The sequence below is a fragment of the Arthrobacter sp. 35W genome, from assembly GCF_000482545.1.
GTDB lineage: Bacteria > Actinomycetota > Actinomycetes > Actinomycetales > Micrococcaceae > Specibacter.
In genome coordinates this window covers 865,035-886,857 of record NZ_KI519454.1, presented here as the reverse complement: position 1 = coordinate 886,857, position 21,823 = coordinate 865,035, and the positions used below count along the sequence as shown (strand labels likewise).

The 21,823-nt window shown below is 68.1% G+C and carries 15 protein-coding genes and 1 pseudogene; 6 read left to right on the top strand and 10 right to left on the bottom strand.

Annotation, left to right across the window (positions count from 1 at the left end; translation table 11 throughout):
* Window positions 1-5: 5 nt before the first annotated feature.
* Entirely contained in the window at window positions 6-380 is a 375-nt protein-coding gene (locus tag K254_RS0103770; RefSeq protein ID WP_026554255.1) for an Imm8 family immunity protein, read from the bottom strand.
* A 145-nt stretch (window positions 381-525) separates the two neighbouring features.
* Here K254_RS0103770 and K254_RS0103765 point away from each other — a divergent pair, with 145 nt between their 5' ends.
* Together K254_RS0103765 and K254_RS24715 are read left to right on the top strand one after the other, a co-directional pair.
* The gene (locus K254_RS0103765) at window positions 526-1,044 is read left to right on the top strand and encodes a DinB family protein (protein ID WP_026554254.1); all 519 of its coding nucleotides are present in this window, start codon (window positions 526-528) and stop codon (window positions 1,042-1,044) included.
* Between the two features lie 74 nt (window positions 1,045-1,118).
* A complete protein-coding gene (locus tag K254_RS24715) occupies window positions 1,119-2,957 on the top strand; it encodes an HNH endonuclease signature motif containing protein (protein ID WP_051388771.1) in 1,839 nt (612 codons plus the stop codon).
* 306 nt (window positions 2,958-3,263) lie between these two features.
* Here the strand turns inward: K254_RS24715 and K254_RS0103755 are convergent, their stop codons facing one another.
* From K254_RS0103755 to K254_RS0103740, 4 genes are read right to left on the bottom strand one after another with little or no spacing between them, the layout of a single operon-like run.
* Window positions 3,264-4,247: a GNAT family N-acetyltransferase gene (locus K254_RS0103755; protein ID WP_035748959.1), complete on the bottom strand. Its 984-nt coding sequence runs from the start codon at window positions 4,245-4,247 to the stop codon at window positions 3,264-3,266.
* Entirely contained in the window at window positions 4,244-8,098 is a 3,855-nt protein-coding gene (gene cydC / locus K254_RS21595) for a thiol reductant ABC exporter subunit CydC (protein WP_051388769.1), read from the bottom strand. Before cydC ends, K254_RS0103755 begins: the two co-directional genes overlap by 4 nt.
* 3 nt (window positions 8,099-8,101) lie before the next feature.
* A complete protein-coding gene (gene cydB / locus K254_RS0103745; protein WP_026554252.1) occupies window positions 8,102-9,133 on the bottom strand; it encodes a cytochrome d ubiquinol oxidase subunit II in 1,032 nt (343 codons plus the stop codon).
* A gap of 33 nt (window positions 9,134-9,166) precedes the next feature.
* Window positions 9,167-10,774, bottom strand: a complete 1,608-nt coding sequence (locus tag K254_RS0103740) for a cytochrome ubiquinol oxidase subunit I (protein ID WP_026554251.1) — start codon at window positions 10,772-10,774, stop codon at window positions 9,167-9,169.
* A 142-nt stretch (window positions 10,775-10,916) separates the two neighbouring features.
* On the opposite strand from K254_RS0103740, the gene K254_RS0103735 reads away from it, so the two are divergent.
* From K254_RS0103735 to K254_RS21590, 3 genes are all read left to right on the top strand, one after another.
* The gene (locus K254_RS0103735; RefSeq protein ID WP_026554250.1) at window positions 10,917-11,297 is read left to right on the top strand and encodes a BlaI/MecI/CopY family transcriptional regulator; all 381 of its coding nucleotides are present in this window, start codon (window positions 10,917-10,919) and stop codon (window positions 11,295-11,297) included.
* A 41-nt stretch (window positions 11,298-11,338) separates the two neighbouring features.
* Entirely contained in the window at window positions 11,339-12,289 is a 951-nt protein-coding gene (locus K254_RS0103730; RefSeq protein WP_026554249.1) for a M56 family metallopeptidase, read from the top strand.
* Window positions 12,290-12,357: 68 nt separating this feature from the next.
* The gene (locus tag K254_RS21590; RefSeq protein WP_051388767.1) at window positions 12,358-13,293 is read left to right on the top strand and encodes a carbohydrate kinase family protein; all 936 of its coding nucleotides are present in this window, start codon (window positions 12,358-12,360) and stop codon (window positions 13,291-13,293) included.
* A 60-nt stretch (window positions 13,294-13,353) separates the two neighbouring features.
* Here K254_RS21590 and K254_RS0103720 read toward each other — a convergent pair whose 3' ends face one another.
* Entirely contained in the window at window positions 13,354-15,474 is a 2,121-nt protein-coding gene (locus K254_RS0103720) for a DNA gyrase/topoisomerase IV subunit B (RefSeq protein WP_026554248.1), read from the bottom strand.
* Between the two features lie 218 nt (window positions 15,475-15,692).
* Between K254_RS0103720 and K254_RS0103715 the strand changes: the two genes are divergently transcribed.
* Entirely contained in the window at window positions 15,693-15,917 is a 225-nt protein-coding gene (locus K254_RS0103715) for a DUF7455 domain-containing protein (RefSeq protein WP_026554247.1), read from the top strand.
* A 201-nt stretch (window positions 15,918-16,118) separates the two neighbouring features.
* On the opposite strand, the gene K254_RS0103710 is transcribed toward K254_RS0103715, so the two are convergent.
* From K254_RS0103710 to K254_RS21585, 4 genes and pseudogenes are all read right to left on the bottom strand, one after another.
* Window positions 16,119-17,444: an RNA polymerase sigma factor gene (locus K254_RS0103710; RefSeq protein ID WP_026554246.1), complete on the bottom strand. Its 1,326-nt coding sequence runs from the start codon at window positions 17,442-17,444 to the stop codon at window positions 16,119-16,121.
* A 341-nt stretch (window positions 17,445-17,785) separates the two neighbouring features.
* On the bottom strand, window positions 17,786-19,060 hold the full coding sequence (locus tag K254_RS0103705; RefSeq protein WP_026554245.1) for a DUF4192 family protein: 1,275 nt from the start codon (window positions 19,058-19,060) through the stop codon (window positions 17,786-17,788).
* Window positions 19,061-19,178: 118 nt separating this feature from the next.
* Window positions 19,179-20,501, bottom strand: a complete 1,323-nt coding sequence (locus K254_RS0103700) for an MFS transporter (protein WP_026554244.1) — start codon at window positions 20,499-20,501, stop codon at window positions 19,179-19,181.
* A gap of 306 nt (window positions 20,502-20,807) precedes the next feature.
* Window positions 20,808-21,743 (bottom strand): annotated as a pseudogene (locus K254_RS21585) (proteasome assembly chaperone family protein); the annotation flags it as partial.
* Between the last annotated feature and the right edge of the window lie 80 nt (window positions 21,744-21,823).

Genomic DNA, 21,823 nt, shown 5'->3' with positions numbered 1-21,823 from the left:
TCGGTTCAGGACTGCCGGCCCTCCTTGAAGGGCCGGTAGTCCTCGAATTCCGAGTGGGCGTACCTGCCGAATTTATCGCTGATTTCCACCCATGTCGGGGCATCAAGAGCGGTAATCCAACGAACAATTATGCGCCGGGCTTCGACCAGATCCAGCGTGTCCATGATCAGTGTGTGGCGGCCGGTCATTGGACCGTCACGCTCGACCAGCTGCTGAAGCCAAGCAGGAGTGCATGCCAAGAGCTGGAAATTATCCGCGCCTATCGCACCAACCGGCCCCAGTCCAAGCTGGAGCCACACGCCGTCGCAGTTCGGATCAACTGACTGATATGCAGCTATGTCGACATCAGAGCTAAAGATGGTCTTGAGTTCGGCACGCATTGCTCTCCTTCGCATGGCAGTCGGCACATCCCTGGAAGTCCTCTTCGGAGCCCTCAAAGCTCACTTGCATTCTAGAAGCCACGCGTTGCTGGATTGTACCGTAACACCCAGTGCCGCGGCAGTCCCTTAGTCCTAAACTGGCCCCATGGCGATCATCCCCGAAGACAAAGACTGGACCTGGGTTCTGGCCGAGACCTGCCCCGAATGCGGATTTGCCGCCGCCGAGGCCACCCCCTCCACCGTGGCAAGCACCATCCCCACGCTCCTCCCCCGCTGGCAGGCAGTGCTCCGCCGTTCCGAGTCATCCGTCCGCCCGGACGAGGACACCTGGTCGCCGCTGGAGTACGCCTGCCACGTGCGCGATGTGTTCGACATCTTTGAGGCGAGGCTGGAGTTGATGCTGGCCCAGGACAATCCCACGTTTGAGAACTGGGACCAGGACAAGACAGCCGTGGAATCCGACTACGGCGCCCAGGACCCCGCCGTCGTGTCCCACGAGCTTGTCGATGCCGGCGAGGAGGCGGCCTCGGCCTTCGCCTCCGTCAGTGAGGACCAGTGGGAGCGGACGGGCGTGCGCAGCAACGGTTCCGTGTTCACGGTGCACACCCTCGCCGGGTACTTCCTCCACGACGTCGTCCACCACCTACACGACGTCGACGGGTAGCGCCGCCCCGCTGGCCGTGGCCGCCTGGAATCCCCTCAACCTTCAATGTCAGTGGCTCCTGGTCTAATGGGACTATGGACGGTTCACCGGACATGACACCCGGCAACGACGCCGGAATATCTGCTGCGGGGGCACGGCCCACCCCGGCGGATTCCATCGCTGGCGTCCGGCTGCCAATACCTGCTGCGGCCCGCACGGCCTCCCATCAAACACCCGGCAGGCCTGCGGGTGGAAGCGCCGCCGCAGGCCAGTCCGAGGACGCGATCGCTGCGGTTGCTGGCGCCCGGGCGGACTACGATGAGGCCGCCGCTGCGCTTGCAGCACTCGCCGGTTTCACCGCCCATGTTGCGGCAGTCCAGGCCCGTTGGATCGAGCGCCTGCACTCGGCCGCACGGGCTGAAGCATCGGCCCTGGGCCTTGACCACTGGCAGAGCGAGCTCCACGACATCTCCGCTGCCGCCGAGATCGCGACGGCACTCACCATCCCGGAACAAACCGCCCACCGCCTGCTTGACCAGTCGGTCGCGTTGGTCCAGCACCGCCCAGTGGCCCTGGCCGCGTTGGACGCCGGCGAACTATCGTGGCGCCATGCCACGAGCCTGTTGGAGCATATCGAAGCCATTGAGGGCCTTCCAGGTATTGACGCCGCGGCAGTCGATGCCTTTGAAGTGGTACTCGTAGGCCTTGCCTGCGGCGTGACGGTTTCCAAGTTTGCCGAGAAGGCCAGACGCCGGCGCGAGCGCCTGCACCCCGGCAGCATCGACACCCGCGCACGCACCGCTCATGACCAGCGGGCCCTCCTGCTCACCCCTGGTGCGGACGGCGTGTCATTCCTGCAGCTGCAGGTTACGGCAGCCCAGGGGCAGGCTGTGTGGAACCGATGCACAGCCGCGGCCCGCGGGCTGCAGGGAGCCAACGAGGCCCGGACTCTAACGCAGCTGCGGGCGGATGTCGCCGCGGCGCTCCTTCTGGGCCCTTGGGCGGACTCCAGCGCCCTGTCAGGCGCCGGGACCGGCCAGGGTGCCCGTACGGTAGGCGGGACCGATGCGGCAGGCGGGGCCGGCGCCGGGCACGGTCCCGACGCTGCAGGCCTTGCCAGCACGCCGGGAACAGTAGATGGCTTCGGCGAGGCTGGACCAGGCGGAACCCGGGCCGTGGACCGCTCCGACGCCGTGGACCAAGGGAACCAAGGGAACCACAGCGACATCGTGGGACCGGAACTCGAGGCCCTGGGCAGGGTCCCGCTCCCTGCAGCCCAGATTCTGGTGACTGTGCCCGCGCTGGCATTGCTGGGCTTGACTGATGAACCCGCCGAGCTGGAGGGCTACGGCCCCATCTCCGCAGACGTCGCGCGGCAGCTTGCGGCCGAGGCGCCCTCGTTCCTTCGGCTGCTCACCGATCCCGTCACCGGCGAGACTTTGGACCAAGCGCCCACCCGCTACCGCGTCAGCGATGCCATGCGAGTCTGGCTGAGGGCCCGGGACCGCACGTGCACCTTCCCGGGCTGCAATGTGGCCACGGCGGACACCCAGCTGGACCATCTCCTGGCCTGGGAACGGGGCGGCACGACGACGGCGGACAACCTGGCGAGCGAATGCCCCAAGCACCACCTGCTCAAACACGAGAAGGACGGCAAGAACCGCAGGGGACGGCGTCGGAACAGGCCGCGGAGCGGGGCCTTCGGCACGGCTCTGCCCTCATTGCGGGGATGGACACCGGACATGGCTGCAGATGCGGCGGCCCCCGCGGGCAGACCCCCGGCCTGGACGTCGCCTGCGGGCAGACAATTCCGGCCCGCAGCCACAGAGACCTTTCCACCGCAGTATCCGCGTTGGCTCATCGACAAGATCCTCGTCACCAACCTGCGCCTTGAGTGGGAAGCAGACCGGTTGGGCGGCCCAAACACGACGTGATGCACGAGCGGAATGGACTCCAGCCGGTCAGCGGCGCATCCGCCACGGCGGAACAAGACGGCCGGAACGGACGTGCGGAGTAAGACGATGGCTGTCCCACCGGATGGTCCTGCCAGCGTCGGCCACGCTGGCAGGCTGCGACTGCCGTGGCGGCGGTGCACCCGAGGCACAGGCGGGCGTCGACCAACCAGCCGGAGTGCCGGAACCATGCATGGTTTCGGCACTCTGGACCAACCAAGCCATCAACGCGAACACGGCCGCCGATCCATGCCTGGACGAAACGGGCGTGTCCAGGTCTTGCAGTGCCTACAGCCGCTTGTCCCAGGCCATCGACCTGCGGGTGGGCTGGTATCCCATGCGCTGGTAAATGCCCAGTGCGCCCGAAGGGTTCTCGGTGTCGACGTCGAGGCTTGCATGGTCCATGCCGGAAGCCTTGAATTTCGCCATGGCGTCGGCCAGCAATGCCTGGGCCAGGCCCTGGCCGCGCCAGTGCCGGCGCACGCCGAGGAGTTCCGTGTAGCCCTCGTTGCGGCCCTCGTCGGCCAGCACGGCCGGGTCGTAGCTGGACCATTGGTAGCCCGCCACCTCCCCGGTGGCGTCATCAACGACGGCAGCGCTCCAATCCGGCCGGCCCTGCTCGTGGTTGACAACAAACCCCCAGGCCTCTTCATCGCGCGGTTCCGAGCCCCAGTGGTCGGCAAAGGCCTCGTTGTGGGCCTGCCGCATGGACTCGCTGACCTCGGGGCTGAACGGGACGATCCGCAGGCCGTCGGGCAGCACCACCGGGGGCAGTACGGTGTCCAGGGGCCTGATCATTTCGGTGAAATAGCGCACCACGGAAAAGCCCGCGGCCGCATACAGCGCAGCCGACGCGGCGTTGTCCTCCTCGTCATACACGCGCACCAGCGGATCCGGGGTGCCGTCCTGGACAAAGCGGCGGCGGGCCTGCGCGGCAGACCAGCGCAGCACCGCCGTTCCGACGCCACGACGTTGGAACTGCGGGTCGACGCCGCCCATGGCATGGGCCTTGGCGCCATCCTTGTTCTTGGTCACCCGCCCCCATGCCCGCGGCGTCCCGCCGTCGTCAAGGCCGAACACCGTGTTGACCACGGGATCATTCTTGACGGAACTGAAGACATCCTCCAGGTCCGAGCGCTGTTCATGCCACGGAGGCTTCTCGACCGCCGCGATGCGTTTGACCAGGGCAAGCCACTCGTCAATGTCCGCCTCGGTGATGGCACGGAAGGTCAGCCCAGCAGCTGTGGGAAGGGGCACATTCTCCTCAGTCATGAGGCCAGCGTACTAAACCCCATGGCCCGCACTTCGGAGGTGTACCCGGCCGGCTGGGCAAGCATCGTCGAGACATCGCCCAGCTGCGCCAGGGCGGCGTCGTGCGTCACCAGCACGACGGCGCTGTCGGCGAGCGCGGTCTTCAGGTCCGCCACCAGCTCGTGGGCCTCGTCTGCGCCCAGGTGGGCCGTTGGCTCGTCGAGCAGGACGACGGCGGCACCGGCCAGCAGGGCGCGCGCGGCGCTGACCCGTTGGCGCTGTCCACCGGAGAGGTGGTGTCCGCCCGGTCCCACCCGTGTGGACAGGCCATCGGGCAGCCCGGCGTACCAATCCCCCAGCCCCACCGTGGCGAGTGCCGATTCCAGCTCCCCATCGCCGGGGGCATCGGAGGCGGGCCGGGCCAGCGCCAGGTTGGACCGCAGGGTGGAGTTGAACAGGTAGGCGTCCTGCGGGCACCAGGCGACGGAACCCAGCAGCGCAGCCCCCTCCGCCGGTTCCCGATAGGGCTCCACCCAGGCTCCTCCGTCCCGGTGGAGTGCGTAGCGCCCGCGCTCCGGGGCCAGGAATCCCAGCAGGACGGCCAGCAGTGTGGACTTGCCGGATCCCGAGGGACCCGCCACCACCCACCACTGGCCGCGCTCCGCGCCGCCGTCGACGTCAGTGAACACGGGGCCGGGCTGGCCGGGGTAGGACGCTGCAAGCCCCTGCACAGTCAGGGCGTCCACGGACTCCCTGGCGGCGCCGGACATTGAACGGGACGAACCGGCTGGGTTGCCAGTATCGGATGCCACCCTGCGTGCGGGCTCGTCGGAGCCTCCTGCACCGGCAGCGGGCAGGGCCAGCACGGTGGCAGGCGCATCAAGGATCGGCATGGTGCGGCGCATCATCGCTGTCAGGACCGGCAGTTGGAGCACGGCTTCCAGATAGCTTCCCAGCGGCTCGGCCAGGGCCAGCATCAGCAATGCCGCCACCGCGACCGCCTTGGGGTCTGCCCCCTCGCCGGCTCCGGCCAGCACCACAGCGACGGCTGCGGCACCTGTCAGCAGGAAAACCCCGCCCTGGCCCATCCCGGCGGCCCAGGCCGCGCGGCGGGCAGGGGCGGACACGCGCAGGTCCGTCTCGGCAAAGCGCCGCGCCAGTACGCGGCCCACGGAGTTGGCTGACAGCGATCCTGCGGCGGCAAACAGGGTGGTGGTGCGCTCGGCGAGCCAGGACCTGTGCACGGCGGCCGCGGCACTGCTGCGGCGCTCGGCCGCCAGCATCGCCAGCGGGAGCAGCACCAGCGACAGCACACCTGCCACCAGCACCACGGGCACGGCACTGGGCACCAGCAAGCCCACTGCCACCAGGATGGCCGCATAGGACAGCACCGCCGCCGGGAGCGGCAGAACAGCACGCGGAACGGCGTCGCGCAGCTCGTCGACGTCGGCCACGAGGGTGCCCAGGGCGCCGCCGGAGCGTGTCAGGCGCCCCCAGTGGGCAATGCTGGCACCGAGGGAGTCCCAGAGCCGCAGGCGCAGCGTGGAGGCCCAGCGCAGCACGGCGTCGTGGGTGAGCAGCCGTTCGCAGTAGCGCAGCACCGAGCGGGAGATGCCGAAGAAGCGCACGCCGACGATCAGGGACATCAGGTACAGCATCGGCGGACGCTCGGACGCTTCAACGATCAGCCAACCGGACAGGCCGGCCAGGGCCGCGCCGCTCAGGGTGGCCAGGGAGGAGAGCACGACGCCGGCTGCGAAGCGTGGGGAACGCAGGGGCAGCCACGCCAGCCAGTGCCAGCGCAGCTTCGATGCATCCGGGCCGGCTGCCCCACTGCTTGGCGATGCATCCGGGCCGGCGGTTTCCAGTGTGGAACCAGGCAGGGCGGAACCAGTCGGTCTGCAATCATGGGGCGAGGCGCCTGCGTGGCTGCCTGCCTTCTGTCCGGCGGGGGCGTGGTGCCCGGTGGTGCGAAGCTCTTCATCGAATGCCGTGGTGCTGGCGGCAACGCCCCCGTGCGACAGGTCATCGGCACCGTGGGCAGCAGCCGAACCAGTGCGGCCGGTGGCCATGGCATCGTCTGATGCGGTTCCGGCGGCAGTGCGGATCCCTCCGTCCAACAATGCGGCCAAGACCCGGTCGTGGGTCGCCACCAGCACGGTGGTGCTTCCGTGCAGGGCGGCTATGGCGCTCCGGACGGCATCAGCCGACGCCGGATCGAGGTGGGCCGTCGGCTCGTCGAAGAGCGCCAGGCGAACCTCGGGGTCAACCGTGCAGCGGAGCAGTGCCCGGGCCACGGCGGCGCGGCGGAGTTCGCCGGGGCTGCAGTCGGTGGGCGCCCGCTCCCCCAGCTGGTGGGCGTTGACGGAGGCGAGCACCGCGTCAATCTGTTCGTCGGTGACCGGCAGTTCCCGTGGGCCGCCGCCGTAGAGCCGCAGCTCGTCGACAACCGTGGCCTCGGTGAACAAGGGATGCTGGGCTGCGTAGACAGTGCGGCCGCGCTCAGCCCCCGCGGCCGTACCGGTGATGGCGACGCCGGGGCCAGGGCAGAGGGTGCCGGCCAGGACCGCGAGGACCGTGGATTTGCCCGATCCGCTCGGTGTGTCCAGCACGTGCGCGCCGCGGGCGGGAATGGTGAAGCTGGCGTTGCGGACCGCCGGTTCGCTGCGGTCGGCGTAGCGGACGGTCAAGCCCTCCACGCGGACGCCGCCGTCGGACGTCTCGGAGTGGCTTGAAGAGTCGACGGCGGCGCGGTGGGCTCCGGAGGAACCGAAAACCCCGGCGGCACCGCCCCGTGGCGGGGCGGCGGCACCGTCGCCGTCGGCCAGCAGCACCCGCACACGGCGGAGGGCCTCAACGCCGTCCTCACTGGCGTGGTGCGCCGCGCCCACCTCGCGAAAGGGCCGGAAGCATTCCGGGGCCAGCATGAGCGCCAGCAGCCCGGCTTCCAGCGGCATCTGGCCGTAGACAAGCCGGACGCCGATGAACACGGCGACGACTGCCACGGAGATGGTGCTGATGAGTTCCAGGGCCAGGCTGGAGAGAAAGGCCGTCTTGAGCGTGTCCATGGTGCCGCGGCGGTACTGCTCGGAGACGTCGCGCAGGGCCTCGCGCTGGGCATTGGCGCGGCGCAGGCCAACCAGCACGGGCAGCCCGCGGGCCAGCTCCAGCAGGTGGCTGGAGAGCCTGTCCAGGCCGGCGGCGGCAGCGGCCACGCGTTCCTGGGTGTGGAGCCCGATCAGCACCATGAAAAGGGGCACCAGCCCAATGGTCAGCACGACGATCAGCGCGCTGACCCAGTCCGCCAGCAGGATGCGCGCACCGATCATCAAGGGCAGGACGGCGGCGGTGACGAGGGCCGGCAGGTAGGCGGAGAAATAGCTGTCGAGTCCGTCCAGGCCGCGGCTGGCGACCATGGCCTGCGCACCGTCGGCCCCAGTGGCCGGGCCGCCGTCGAGCCGCTTGGCCACCAGCGCGGCGCGCAGCTCCTCCTTGGTGCCCAGCGCGGCCCGGCGGGCCAGGACCTGCTGGCCCCAGACCGATCCGCCCAGCACGACGGCGCCGGCGAGCCCCTGCCACAGCAGCGGTGGGACGTCGATGGGCTGCCCGGCGGCCAGCGTGGACAGTGCCGCTGCCAGGGCTCCCATGAGCACCACCAGGGCCGCGGCCTTGGCGGCCGCGAGGGCACCGAGGCCGATCAGCGCCGCACGTGCCCCGCGCCCAGGCGGAAGCTCCGGCCCCCGCCGGCGGCGGGCAGGCTGTGTGCCCGCCGGCCCGGATTCCTCGGCAATGCCGCCGCGCTGGCCTGTGGGGCTGACAGCCGGGGAGGATTCCGGGCCGGCGGCGCGGGGCAGGGTGCGGGGCTCTGCCACGGCCTAGCCCTTGCCGACGGCGGGGGCGAAGTCGTGCGCTGCGGGCAGGTGTGCGGTGCTCAGGCGCTTGCGGAACACCCAGTACGTCCAGGCCTGGTATGCCAGCACCAGCGGGACGCCGATGCAGGCCACCACTGTCATCAGGCCCAGGGTGTAGGGCGAGGACGAGGCATTGGACACCGTCAGGTCCCACGCCGGATCAAGGGTGGAGGGCAGGACAGTGGGGAACACCGAGACAAACAGCGAGGCCGTACCGGCCAGCAGGAACAGACCCAGAAAGGCGAAGCTGACCCCCTCGCGGTCCCGGGAGTTGAACACCCAGGCTGCCACGGCGCCCGCCACTGCCACCACGATCAGCACCCAGCTGAAGGGGTTCCCACGCTGCACGGCCACGATGACCACCCAGGCGGCGAGCGGCGCCAGGCCCAGGGGCAGCCAGCGGCGGACGGCGGCCCGGGCACGCAGGCGCACGTCGCCGTCGGTCTTCAACGCCAGGAAGGCCAGAGCGTGGACCAGGGCGAAGGCGACGATGGCCAGCCCGCCCAGCAGGGCGTAGCCGGTGAACCAGGAGAATGGGCCGCCCACTCGGTCGCCATTGGCGTTGATCGGCAGGCCGGTGGTGGTCAGGGCCAGCATGGCGCCGATGCCGAAGGCCGAGACGAAGGACCCCAGCGACAGCGCCCAGTCCCAGACGGTCCGCCAGCGCACCGAATCCACCTTGCCGCGGTATTCAAAGGACACTGCGCGGAAGATCAGAGCCAGCAGCACCAGCACCAGCGGCACGTAGAGCGTGGAGAAGAGCGAGGCGTACCAGAACGGGAAGGCGGCAAAGGTGGCACCGCCGGCCGTCAGCAGCCAGACCTCGTTGCCGTCCCAGACCGGACCCACGGTGTTTAGGAGCAGACGCTTCTCCGCGTTGTTGCGGGCGAAGGTCTTCATCAGCATGCCCACGCCCAGGTCGAAGCCTTCGAGGAACAGGTACCCGGTCCAGAGCACGGCGATCAGGATGAACCAGATGGTGGGCAGAGTTTCGATGTTTTCCATTGAAAGAATCCTTTAGTCCAGTGCCTAGTACGCGAACGCGAGGACGTCGTCGCTGTCGGACGTGCCGCCGGGGCCCTTGCCGTGGTCCTTGTTCTGGCCGTCGCCGTCACTTGCGGACTCATGGGCCAGCTCCGGCATGGCCGAGGCCACACCTCCCCGGATGTACTTCACCAGCAAGGCCACCTCCACCACCAGCAGGACTGCGTAGACGGTGGTCAGCGAGATTACGGAGAACAACAGCTCGCCGGTGGAGACCCCTGGCGAGACGGCGGCCGCTGTGAACATGAACACCTGGTCGATGCCCGTCATCTGCGGGTTGGGCGCCACCACAAAGGGCTGGCGGCCCAGCTCGGTGAAGATCCAGCCGGCGGCGTTGGCGCCAAAGGGCGCCAGAATGCCGAACAAGGCCAGGCGCATCAGCCACTTGGATTCGGGCACTGTGCCCTTGCGGACCACGAAGAAGGCCACGAACGCGGCCAGCGCCGCGATCCCGCCGAAGCCGATCATCATCCGGAAGCCCCAGTAGGTGACGGCCATGACGGGAACATACTGGATCTCGCTGCCGGCGCGGTCGCCGTACTTGGGATCGTCGGGCAGGTTGGTGCCATAGTGCGCCTGGTATTCGGGGACCAGCGTGTTGACACCCTTGACCTCTGTGGTGAAGTCGCCGTGGGCCAGGAAGGACAGCAGCCCGGGAAGCTCAATGAGGGCCACGACGTCGTCGCAGTTCTTGGAGCCGACGTCGCCCCAGGACAGGATGGAGAAACTGGTGCCATCGTGGCAGGCGGCCTCGGCGGCGGCCATCTTCATGGGCTGCTGTTCGAACATCAGCTTGCCCTGGATGTCGCCGGTGATGGCGGTGCCGGCGAAGGAGATCATCGCGACGACGGCGCCGATGCGCAGGGAGCGCAGCCACACCTTGTGGTCGTTCTTGTCGCGGCCGGGGATGGTGGCGGATTCACCGACCACCACAAAGCCCTTGGCGTCGACGGTGTCGATGCCGTCGCGGCGGCGGCGCCACAGGTGGTACCAGGCAATGCCCAGCAGGAATCCTCCAGCGACGGCGAGGGCGCCCATGATGGTGTGCGGGAAGGCCACCAGCGCCGTGTTGTTGGTGAAGACGGCCCAGGCGTCAACCATCTGCGGGTGTCCATCCACCAGCTCGACGCCGACGGGGTGCTGCATCCAGGAGTTGGCCACGATGATGAAGTACGCCGAGACAACCGAACCGAGAACGGCGATCCACAGGCAGGCGAGGTGGATTCCTTTGGGGAGCTTCTTCCAGCCGAAGATCCACAAGCCCAGGAAGGTCGATTCAACAAAGAACGCCAGCAGGGCTTCCATGGCCAGCGGGGCGCCGAAAACGTCCCCCACGAAGCGGCTGTATTCGCTCCAGGCCATGCCGAATTGGAATTCCTGGACGATGCCCGTGGCCACGCCCATGATGAAGTTGATCAGGAAGAGTTTGCCCCAGAACTTGGTCATCCGCAGGTATTCTTCGCGGCCGGTTCTATGCCAGGCTGTCTGCAGGATGGCGACCACCAGGCCCAGCCCGATGGTCAACGGAACCATCAGGAAGTGGTAGACAGTGGTGATCCCAAACTGCCATCGTGCGATGTCCAATGCTTCCATCAGTTCCCCCTGGGTGAGTGGGTTCGAACGACACTTCTACGTCCTGTAGAAGTTTTACTTCTACCCACTGTAGAACATTGATCGGATTACAGGTACATTTAACCCCAAGACAACTTGTTGACAACGTGCTTGAAGGATCTACATGGCCACCCTTGGGGAACTCGAACGGGCTGTTATGGATCTGCTCTGGGAACGCCCGGAGGCCATCACTGCCAATGAACTGCGCGACCTGCTGTCGCAGCGGCCCGCCGCGGACGGACGCGGCACAGATGTGAAATCGCTGGCTGTGACAACGGTACTGACAGTGCTGTCGCGTCTGGAAAAGAAGGGGCTGGTGGAGCGTGAGCGCAACACCCGACCACACCGGTACCAGGCCGTGACAAGCCGCGCCGAGCACACAGCCGAGCTGATGCTTGAGGTTCTGGGCTCCGCCCCGGACCGGGAGGCCGTACTGGCCCGTTTCATCGGCACCGTCAGCGACGGCGAGGCAGAGACGCTGCGCAAGCTGCTCGGCCGCTCCTAGCAACGCACCACAGCACGCCGCCGGCACGATAGCCTGATTCCATGTTTGCAACATCGTGGTTTCTGGCTGCGCTGGCGGTTGCCTTGGCGTGGCCCGTTCCGGTGCTGCTCTCGCGCGCCGCGTGGCCGGCCCGCGCACCCTTTGCCGCCCTGATCCTCTGGCAGGCCATAGCACTGGCCGGTGGCCTGTCCATGATCGGCGCGATGCTCTGCTTCGGCCTGGAGCCGCTCGGCGAGAACCTCCTGGCCGGTCTGGAACACCTCATCGGGATTGCCCTGGGTCTGGAGTCCATGGACACGCTGGGTATCTGGCATGCCTTCGCCCTGAGCGCCGCGGCCCTGCTGCTGGCCCATCTGGTCTTCACCCTGCTGCTGACCTTCTACCGGATCCAGACCCAGCGCCGCCGCCACCGGGACCTGCTGCACCTGCTCAGCTCCCCCTCCACAGACCGTCCCGACACGCTGGTGATCAACCACGACGTCCCGGTGGCCTATTGCCTGCCCGGCGGATCCCGCTCGGTGACAGTGCTCTCGGATGGACTGATGAATCTGCTCTCCCCCGACGAGCTGCGCGCGGTGTTGATCCACGAAGAGGCGCATCTGGCCCAGCGCCACCATCTGCTCCTGTGGGCTTTCGCCGCCTGGCGCTCCGCCCTGCCGTGGCTCCCCACGTCTAAGCTGGCCCAGCGCTCGGTGAGTTCGCTGATCGAAATGCTCGCCGACGACGTCGCCCTCCGCGAGGTCAGCCGGGCCACCCTTGTCACGGCCATCGCCCTGGTGGCCAGCGGCTCCGCCCAGCTTCCCGCCACCGAATTGGTGGCCACGGGCGGGGCGAAGATCGACACGCCGGAGACGACGTCGGCCCGGCTGGGCCGGCTGCTCACCCCGCGGCCTCCGCTGGGCCGCGGCCTGCAGGCGCTGGTGCTCGGCGCCTCGGCGTTGCTGCTGGCGGCCCCCACGGCCCTGCTGATCGTCCCGGGCGTGTTCTCCTAGCCCACGCCCGCTCAGTGTGGAAAGGTTCAGGGGAATCCTTGGCAGCCGCCTCAACCCTGGGAGTACTCGTGTCCGACCACATCTTCATCTCCGGCCCAGCATCATGGAACCAGCTGGTGCTGCTGGACAAGCTGCCGGAGCCGGTGGCCCAGACCGTGCACGCACGCCGGCACCACGAGAGCATTGGCGGCACCTCCGCGGGCAAGGCTTTGAATCTGCGCGCACTGGGGAACGAAACAACACTGTTCACCCTTCTGGGAGGCGATCCCCACGGGGTCCGCGTGCGCCGCGCGCTTGAGGAGGCCGGTGTCCAGGTGGTCCCCGGCACAGCTGCGGGGCCGACCGAGCAGCATCTGAACCTGATGACGGAGCGCGGGGAACGGCTGTCGATCTACCTTGCCACGCCCTCACTGGTCGCAGGAGGGACTGCGGTCGGGACCGACGGCCTGGAGTCGGCGGTGGCCGCCCGGGCGCTGGCCGGCGCCCGCGTGGCGGTCATCGACCTGGCGGCGCATTCGGTGCCCATGCTCTCTCTGGCCCGCGGGCTCGGCGTCGACGTCTGGACCGACATCCACGACTACAACGGGACCGCTGCCTTCCACCAACCGTTCATTGACGCGGCCTCGCACATCTTCATGAACGCCGACGGCCTCCCGGACCCCCGGCCGTTCATGGCCCGGACCATCGCGGCAGGGGCGCAGCTGGTGGTGTGCACCCTCGGTGCCGACGGCGCCATCGCACTGGACGCCGGTGGCCGTGAATACGCCGTGGAGGCCGCGGCCGTGGACAGCATCGTGGACACGAACGGCGCGGGGGACGCCTTTCTGTCCGGCTACCTCCATGCACACCTGGCCGGCGGGGATGTGGACCACAACCTGGCAGCGGCGGCGCAACAGGCCGCACTTGTCCTGCGCTCGAACCATCTGCACCCTGTGTTGGACGAAATCCTCGGCGCGGCGTGGCCCGCCACCGCGCCAGCACCTGGTTCCACCCCAACTGGGTGACAGCTATCTCACGTTCCGGAGCGCAGAATGTGTCGTAAGTGTCACCCAGTTGGGTGCGGGTCAGGCGTCGATGCGCTCCCGGTCCAGGGTGTTGCTGCCGGCAATGATGAAGTCCTTGCGCGGTGCCACATCGGAGCCCATGAGCAGCTCGAAGGTCTTCTCCGCGGCGGCTGCGGCCTCGGCGTGCGCCACCGTCACGCGGCGCAGCGTGCGGTGCCGCGGGTCCATGGTGGTTTCCGCTAACTGGTCTGCATCCATCTCGCCCAGACCCTTGTAGCGCTGGATCGGCTCCTTGTAGCGCTTGCCGGTCTTCTCCAGCTTGGTCAGCAGCGTGTGCAGCTCCTGCTCGGAGTAGGTGTAGACCATCTCATTGGCCTTGGACCCGGCGTTGATGACCTCCACCCGGTGCAGCGGCGGCACGGCGGCGTAGACGCGGCCGGCGTCGATCATGGGGCGCATGTAGCGGAAGAACAGCGTCAACAGCAGTGTGCGGATGTGGGCGCCGTCGACGTCGGCATCCGTCATCAGGATCACCTTGCCGTAGCGCGCGGCCTCGAGGTCGAAGCTGCGGCCGGAGCCGGCACCGACCACCTGGATGAGCGCGGCGCACTCGGCATTGGAGAGCATGTCCCCCACCGAGGCGCGCTGGACGTTGAGGATCTTGCCGCGGATGGGCAGCAGCGCCTGGAAGTCGGAGGAGCGGGCCAGCCGGGCGGTGCCCAGGGCGCTGTCACCCTCGACGATGAAGAGCTCGCTGCGGTCGGTGTCGTCCGTGCGGCAGTCGGCCAGCTTGGCCGGCAGCGAGGAGGTCTCCAGGGCGTTCTTGCGCCGCTGGGTCTCCTTGTGGACGCGCGCGGAGATGCGCGACTTCATCTCGGCGACAACCTTTTCCAGCAGCAGCGCGGACTGGGCCTTGTCGCCGCGGGCCGCGGAGGTCAGCTTGGCATTGATCTCCCGCTCGACCACCTTGGCGACGATGTTGCGCACGGCGGGGGTGCCGAGGATCTCCTTCGTCTGGCCTTCAAACTGCGGCTCGGCCAGCCGGACGGTGAGCACGGCGGTGAGACCGGCCGTGACATCGTCCTTTTCGATCTTGTCGTTGCCGGCCTTCAGCTTGCGGGCGTTGGCCTCGATCACCTTGCGGAAGGTCTTCAGCAGCGCCTGCTCGAAGCCCTCCTGGTGCCGCCCGCCCTTGGGGGTGGAGATGATGTTCACAAAGGAGCGCATGGTGGTGTCGTAGCCAATGCCCCAGCGCAAGGCAATGTCCACCTCGCAGTCGCGCTCCACCTCGGTGCTCTTCATGTGCCCGTTTTCATCGAGCACCGGCACTGTTTCCTTGAACGTGCTGCTGCCGTGCAGGCGCCAGATGTCGGTGATCGGGGCGTCCTTGGCCATGAAGTCGACAAACTCGGAGATGCCGCCGTCGTGGTGGAACACCTCCTCATGGACGTCGAACTCGCCCGGGGTGCCCGGCAGGCGGCGCTCGTCGCGGACGGTGATCCGCAGCCCGGGGACGAGGAAGGAGGTCTGGCGTGCACGGGCAGCCAGATCGTCGTAGGAGAACTTGGCATCCGGGGTGAAGATCTGCCGGTCCGCCCAATAGCGGATCCGGGTGCCCGTGACGCCCCGCTTGGTGGTGCCCACGATGTCCAGCTCGGACTTGTCCACAAAGGGATCGAAGCCCACCTCGGGGCTCAGGGTGCGGCCCACATCCTTGAAGTGGCCCGGCTCGCCGCGGCGGAAGCTCATCTGGTAGGTCTTGCCGCCGCGGTCCACCTGGACGTCCAGACGGGCGGAGAGGGCGTTGACCACGGAAGCGCCGACGCCGTGGAGGCCACCGGAGGCGGAGTAGGAGCTGCCGCCAAACTTGCCGCCGGCATGCAGCTTGGTCAGTACGACCTCCACACCGGTCAGGCCCGTCTTGGGCTCGACGTCCACCGGAATGCCGCGGCCGTCGTCGTGGATCTCCACAGAGCTGTCGGGGTGCAGGATCACCTTGATGTCCTGCCCAAAGCCGGCCAGAGCCTCGTCCACGGAGTTGTCGATGATTTCCCAGAGGCAGTGCATGAGACCGCGGGAATCCGTGGAGCCGATGTACATGCCCGGCCGCTTGCGCACGGCTTCGAGACCTTCCAGGACGGAGAGGTGGCGGGCGGTGTAATCGGAATTTTGGCGGGCCACGATCTGGCAGGCTCCTTTATTGCTTTTGCGAATGGTGCGGGGTCCGCAGGCGCCAAAGCGTGCGGGGACCACCTCTAGGCTAGCGTGCCAGAAGGCACCGACATTGCAGCCATGCCGCCCGGCAGGCTCTACGCGGTAAGCGAAAGTGGGGCCGCGGAGCCATCAAATGTCGGTGGCGGGTGGTTCTATTGGTAGACAGATCTACAAAGGAGGCCATCATGACCACAGCCCTCGCCAGCCGCGAGCTGAACACCTTGGACCGCTGCGACCGTTGCGGAGCCCAGGCCTACGTCCGTGTTGTCCTCGAATCCAACGGTGGGGAACTCATCTTCTGCGGCCACCACGCCCGCGGCGTTGAAGCCACCCTGCGTCCCCTCGCTTCCGAGTGGCACGATGAAACCAGCCGGCTCACCGAGAAGACCCCGGTGTCCGTCGAGGACTAGCTCCACCGCCGGGCGGCCTGCTGCACCACGGTGCAAAAACCACAGTGCACCGACCGCCCCCTGAACGTTTGACAGAAAGGGACCCCAACCGGGGTCCCTTTCTTCGTTGGTTCCACCGAACCGCCTGCCAACGCGAAGGAACCCGCCCCCTGCGCGGCCGTGGCACGGCTGCACAGGAAACGGGTTCCTTCGGGGTAAGTCCTAGTCCAGGTAGTCCCGCAGGACCTGCGACCGCGAGGGGTGGCGCAGCTTGGACATGGTCTTGGATTCGATCTGGCGGATGCGCTCACGCGTCACGCCGTAGACCTTGCCGATTTCGTCTAAAGTCTTCGGCTGGCCATCGGTCAGGCCGAAGCGCATGGCCACAACGCCGGCTTCGCGCTCGGAGAGCGTGTCGAGCACGGAGTGCAGCTGCTCCTGCAGCAGCGTGAAGCTGACGGCGTCGGCGGGGACCACGGCCTCGGAATCCTCAATGAGGTCGCCGAACTCGGAGTCGCCGTCTTCACCCAGGGGCGTGTGCAGCGAGATGGGCTCGCGGCCGTACTTCTGGACCTCGACAACCTTCTCGGGCGTCATGTCCAGTTCCAGGGCCAGCTCTTCGGGCGTGGGCTCGCGGCCCAGGTCCTGCAGCATCTGGCGCTGGACGCGGGCCAGCTTGTTGATGACCTCGACCATGTGCACCGGGATGCGGATGGTGCGGGCCTGGTCCGCCATGGCGCGGGTGATGGCCTGGCGGATCCACCAGGTGGCGTACGTGGAGAACTTGAAGCCCTTGGTGTAGTCGAACTTCTCCACGGCGCGGATCAGACCGAGGTTGCCTTCCTGGATCAGGTCCAGGAACAGCATGCCGCGGCCGGTGTAGCGCTTGGCGAGGGACACCACGAGGCGGAGGTTGGCCTCGAGCAGGTGGTTCTTGGCGCGCTTGCCGTCGTGGATGATGTATTCGAGCTCACGCTTGAGCTTGGGGTCCATCGTGTCGCCCTCGTGGGCGATCTTCTCCTCGGCGAACAGGCCGGCCTCGATCCGCAGGGCGAGGTCCACTTCCTGCTCGGCGTTCAGCAGGGCAACCTTGCCGATCTGCTTGAGGTAGTCCTTGACCGGGTCCGCCGTGGCCCCGGCCGACATGACCTGCTGGACAGGTGCGTCGTCGTCGTCGGCGTCGGAGTAGACAAAGCCCGTACCGGTGGCGGCAGGAGCGGCGTTGGCGGCCGCAGGGGCGTCGCCGTCCTCGTGGTCATCGTGCTCAATGTCGACGATCTCGTGGTCACCGGCCTCGTCGTCGCCGTGGTCCTCGTCAGTGGCAGCCTTGCGGCCACGGGTCTTGGGGGCAGCCTTGGCAGCATCGCCGGCAGCCTTGGGCTTGCGTCCACGCGTGGCAGCGGCGGGTGCGCCGGACTCGGTGGCAGCGGCCTTCTTGGCAGCCATCGTGGCTGCCCTCTTCTGCGCGGGAGTCAGCGGCTCGCTGGGCGTTGTTGCGGGGGCGTCGGCCCCGGCAGCAGAGTCAGTGCTCTTGATAGTTGCAGACACAGAAAACCTTTCTTGCGGCGGTCTGTGGTGCCGCCTGCGGGCAACACCACTATGACCCTGTCAAGTCCGCGGTGTCTTTCACACACCTCCCGCGGCCGCAGAGTCACACGGTACAACGGCTGCCATGCCGACATTGTTCCCGTCGGCGCTGCCGCTGGCGTGGAATTCCTCCGCACAGCGAGGTGGTGCATAAAACGCGGACCCAACCGGGTCTCGGCTTCCATTGTCTCATGCTTTTGGGTTCCATTCCGGCATGGACGGGGGCAGCGGAACCGTCCACCCACTGATGGAACAGCCGATGGAACAGGCCCGCCGCCGGGGCGCCGGATGCACCGCCCGGGCTAGCCGATGCCCCGCTGGTCCTGCCGCCATGCTGTGGCCGGATTCCGTGCCCAGCCGCTGATGCAGCCCTGCTCAAGAAGGGCATCGAGGAGGGCCGCCAGCCGATAGCCGGGCTGCTCCGCCAGCGCCAGGTGCAGGTAGGTCCCGGCCACGGAGCTGCGCCCCTTGCACCATTGGATCCAGCCGATCATCGTCAAGGCTGCAGCCCTGGCACTGCCCTCGGCGGCGCGGGCCAGATGGCCCAGCAGCTGCTCGGCACAGTCCATGCGGTCCCAGTTGGGGATTGCGGCCGGGTCCGGCGATGGGGCCGCAGCCGATCCCGGAGCGTCAGCCGTGCCCGCCATGAGGACGACGCCGAAATCGGCACCATCCCAGCCCTTGTCGCGCTCGGCATCGCCGGCGATCCGCGCCCGCTCCGCCGCAGTTGCCGCAGGCATGGTGGGTTTGAACGCCCGGCCGGTGGCCGGCACCAGGAGCCCGGCGCACCAGGCGCCGTCCATTGCGGTCTGGATGCCGGCGGCCGCCATGACCAGTACGGCGTCGCGGACTGCCACGCTGTGCAGGCTGGCCACCAGGTAGCCGGCCACGGCGTCATCGGGCAGCTTCGGCCACCGCAGCAGCGACAACTGCCACACCTTCAAGACGGCGTTGAACTGCGCGCCGCCCGACAGCCGCCCGGCCAGCCGGTCCGCCGCCGCATCGGCAGAACGGCGGATGCCGTTCTGGACTTCGGCCGGCAGTGGTTCCAGGCATTGCGCTGCCCGGGCGCGGGGGTCTCTGTCAAAGCTCCGCCCGGCATAGACCAGCTCCGCCGTCATGGTGCTGCCGGTGATGGAGCGCACCTCGTGCCCCGGCACCGGACAGCAGTGATCCCGCCGGCACTGCAGATGCCGCCAATGGGCCGGCCCCAGATGCCAGGCGTCTTTGACGGGCAGCCCCCACGACGCCAGGGCCGGAAGGAGAGCGTCCAGCAGCAGAGGATGCGGGCGGGCACCGGTACCGTCCCAATCCTCGTCGGTGTAGACCGCCAGCAGCGTGCCGTCGGCACATTCATCCAAGCGCAGGCTCTCCCCCACGGTCTGGACGTATCTGTCGATGCCCTCCGGGTCGCGGCATCCGCCGTCCGGGAGGTCCACCCGCAGCGTGGCCCGCACGCTGCTGCCGGCCAACCCCAGGCAGACGAGGCTGGATCGGGGCCAGAATCCCAGATTGAAGGGAATGATGCTCAGGACATCCTGGCTGCTGGTGGCTGTAAGGCGTTCGTGGCTGCTCATGGATCCAGCGTCGGGGCCGCAGCCTGCAGCCGCAGGAGCCCGGGCCCCGATTGTGGCCGGCGGCGTCGGTCGGTGGCGCTGTGGAGGGAACGGCAGCTGCACCGGGAACGGCCTGGGGTCAGCGGCGTCCGGACCGGCGGCGGCGCCAGTCGTCCGCGAGCGCCTGGCGCAGCGGCGGGACCAGGACACCGTTCTCGGCCATCCTGCGCCGGACCACGCGCCGGCTCATCAGCATGGCGACGGCGCCGATGGCAAGGATCAGGAACTGCACCGACAAGGCAATGCGGAAGGAGTCCAGGGCGTAGAGCTCGGTGGAGAAGCCGCCGTTGTACAAAAGGTCCAGCACCAGCCCCACCAGGTACATGGTCACCAGCGCCGCGCAGAATCCGCCCACGTTGACGATGCCCGTGGCGGTGCCGAGCCGGTGCGAGGGGTTGTACGTGCGGGCGAAGTCGAAGCCGATCATCGAGGCCGGCCCGCCGAGGGCGAGGGTGAGCACCAGAACCACCAGCAGCCACAGGGGTGCCGGACCGGGATAGAGCAGCGTGGCCGCCCAGGCCACCGCCGTCGCCGCGGAGATCAACAGCACCATCGTTGACCGGCGCAGCGGATGCCTGCCCACCCAGCCGCCGAGCAGCGGGCCGCAGACGAGGCCCACCAGCACAAAGAGGCTCATCAGGGCCGTGGCCGTGCCACTGTCCAGCCCCTGTCCGGACCGCAGGAAGGGGTAGCCCCAGGTCAGGATGAAGACGGTGCCGGAGAACTGGACGGTGAAGTGGCTCCACATGCCCAGTTGGGTCCCGGGCTGCCGCCAGGCCTTGGCCAGATCGGCGGCCGTGTCCTTCAACCCGGCCGCCCGCTCGTCATGGCGCGTCCCGTCCGGCTCATTGCGCACCAGCGTCGCGGCGAGCACGAAGGCCAACAGTCCCAGGGCGGCCGTGCTGAGGAAGGCTGCGCTCCAGCCGAAGGTGTGCAGGACGAAGGCAAAGGGGATGATGCTGATCAATTGGCCCAGCTGGCCCAGCTGGCCCGTCAGTTGGGTCAGCACGGGGACCCGTTTGGCGGGGAACCAGGCGGGGATGAGACGGATGACGGCGATGAAGGTCATGGCGTCGCCCGATCCCACCAGGACGCGGCCCACCAGCCCGCCCGGGACGGAGGTTGCCGCGGCCAGCTGCAATTGGCCCAGGCACATCAGGGCCGCGCCGGTGGCAATCATGAAGCGCGGCCCCAGCCGGTCCACGAGGACCCCCACGGGGATCTGCAATCCGGCATAGACCAGCAGCTGCACCACCGTAAAGGCCGACAAGGCCGATGCCGTGGCATTAAAGCGCTCGGTTGCCTCCAGCCCCGCCACACCAAACGACGTGCGCTGCGTGATCGCCACCAGATAGGCTGCTACGCCTACACCCCAAACAAACCATGCCTTCTTGCTATCCACCCCGCCAGTCTAGGTGCCAGACTGGCGGCACCTGACCCAGGCGGTGGCGCGTCAGACCGTTGAGCCCCCTGCGGAGCCGCCACCGGCCGCCCCGCCGGCTCCGCCGTCGTCGAGGTCGGAAGCACTGTCGGAAGGACTGTCGGAAGCACTGTCGGAACCGTTGGCGGCACTACTGTCGGAACCGTTGGCGGCACTACTGTCGGAACTGCTGTCGGAACTGCTGTGGGGGTCGACGGCGGTGTCCCGGGGCCCGCCGCGCGCGGCGTCCCTGCCGGAATCCGCAGGCGTGGTGGCTGCGGATTCCTCCGCGGCGTTGTCCCGGCTGGCCAGGTACGCCTCCACGGCAGCACCGAGCTCATCCGCGCCGGGGAGTTCATCGTTCTCCCCGGCCAGCAGCGAGCGGCGGGCATTGCCGTGGGCGTGCTCGTCGTACTGCTTTTCCAGATTGCCCACCACGGCCGCCACATCGGCGGATCCTTCCGTCTGCTCGGCGATCTGGCGTTCCACGATGCGCCCGGCCTCGCGCAGCCGTTCGGAGGGCAGCATCAGCGACGCCGCGGCACCGATGAATTCCAAGCCGGCGACGGCGGCAGGCGGGTACTCGGCGTCGGAAAGGTAGTGCGGAACATGGATCGCATAGCCCACCACATTGCGCCCCGCCTCGGCGAGGCGGTATTCCAGCAGGTGGCCGATGGCGGAGGGAATGTCCACGGTGCTGCGCCAGGCGGAGATGCCCTCGATCAGATCCGGGCGGTTGCCGTGCACGGTGGCGCCGATCGGGCGGGTGTGCGGCACGGGCATCGGGATGGAGTGCACCCAGGCTACGAGGTTCACGTCGAAGCGCTCCACCAGCCCAAGGACCGCCAGGGTGAACCGTTCCCACTGCAGATCCGGCTCGTTGCCGGTGAGGAACAGGAACGGCTGGCCCATGGAGTCCAGCATGCGGTACAGGCCCAGCTTGGGCTGGCGGTAGTTGGTCAGGTGGTCCTGCTCAAAGGTGATGCGCGGACGGCGGGAGCGGTAGTCCAGCAGCTGGTCGATGTCGAACAGGGCCACGGGCTCGGCGTCCAGCTCATCCACCAGTTCGCCGGCCAGCTGCGTCACCACATGCCCGGCGTCGGAGAAGCCGGTGAAGCCCATCACCAGGTTCAGGCCGCGCAGGTCCTCGCTCTCCAGCAGGACGTCATTGACGGCATAGAGGGACTCGGGGCTTAGGAACGGGGTGTACCTGATGTCTTTCACGCTTCTCTTCCTTCGGGCAGAATCTCTACCGCTACAACGTCAAAGGTGCCCCGAATCATTCCGGGTGCCCGCGGGCAGGG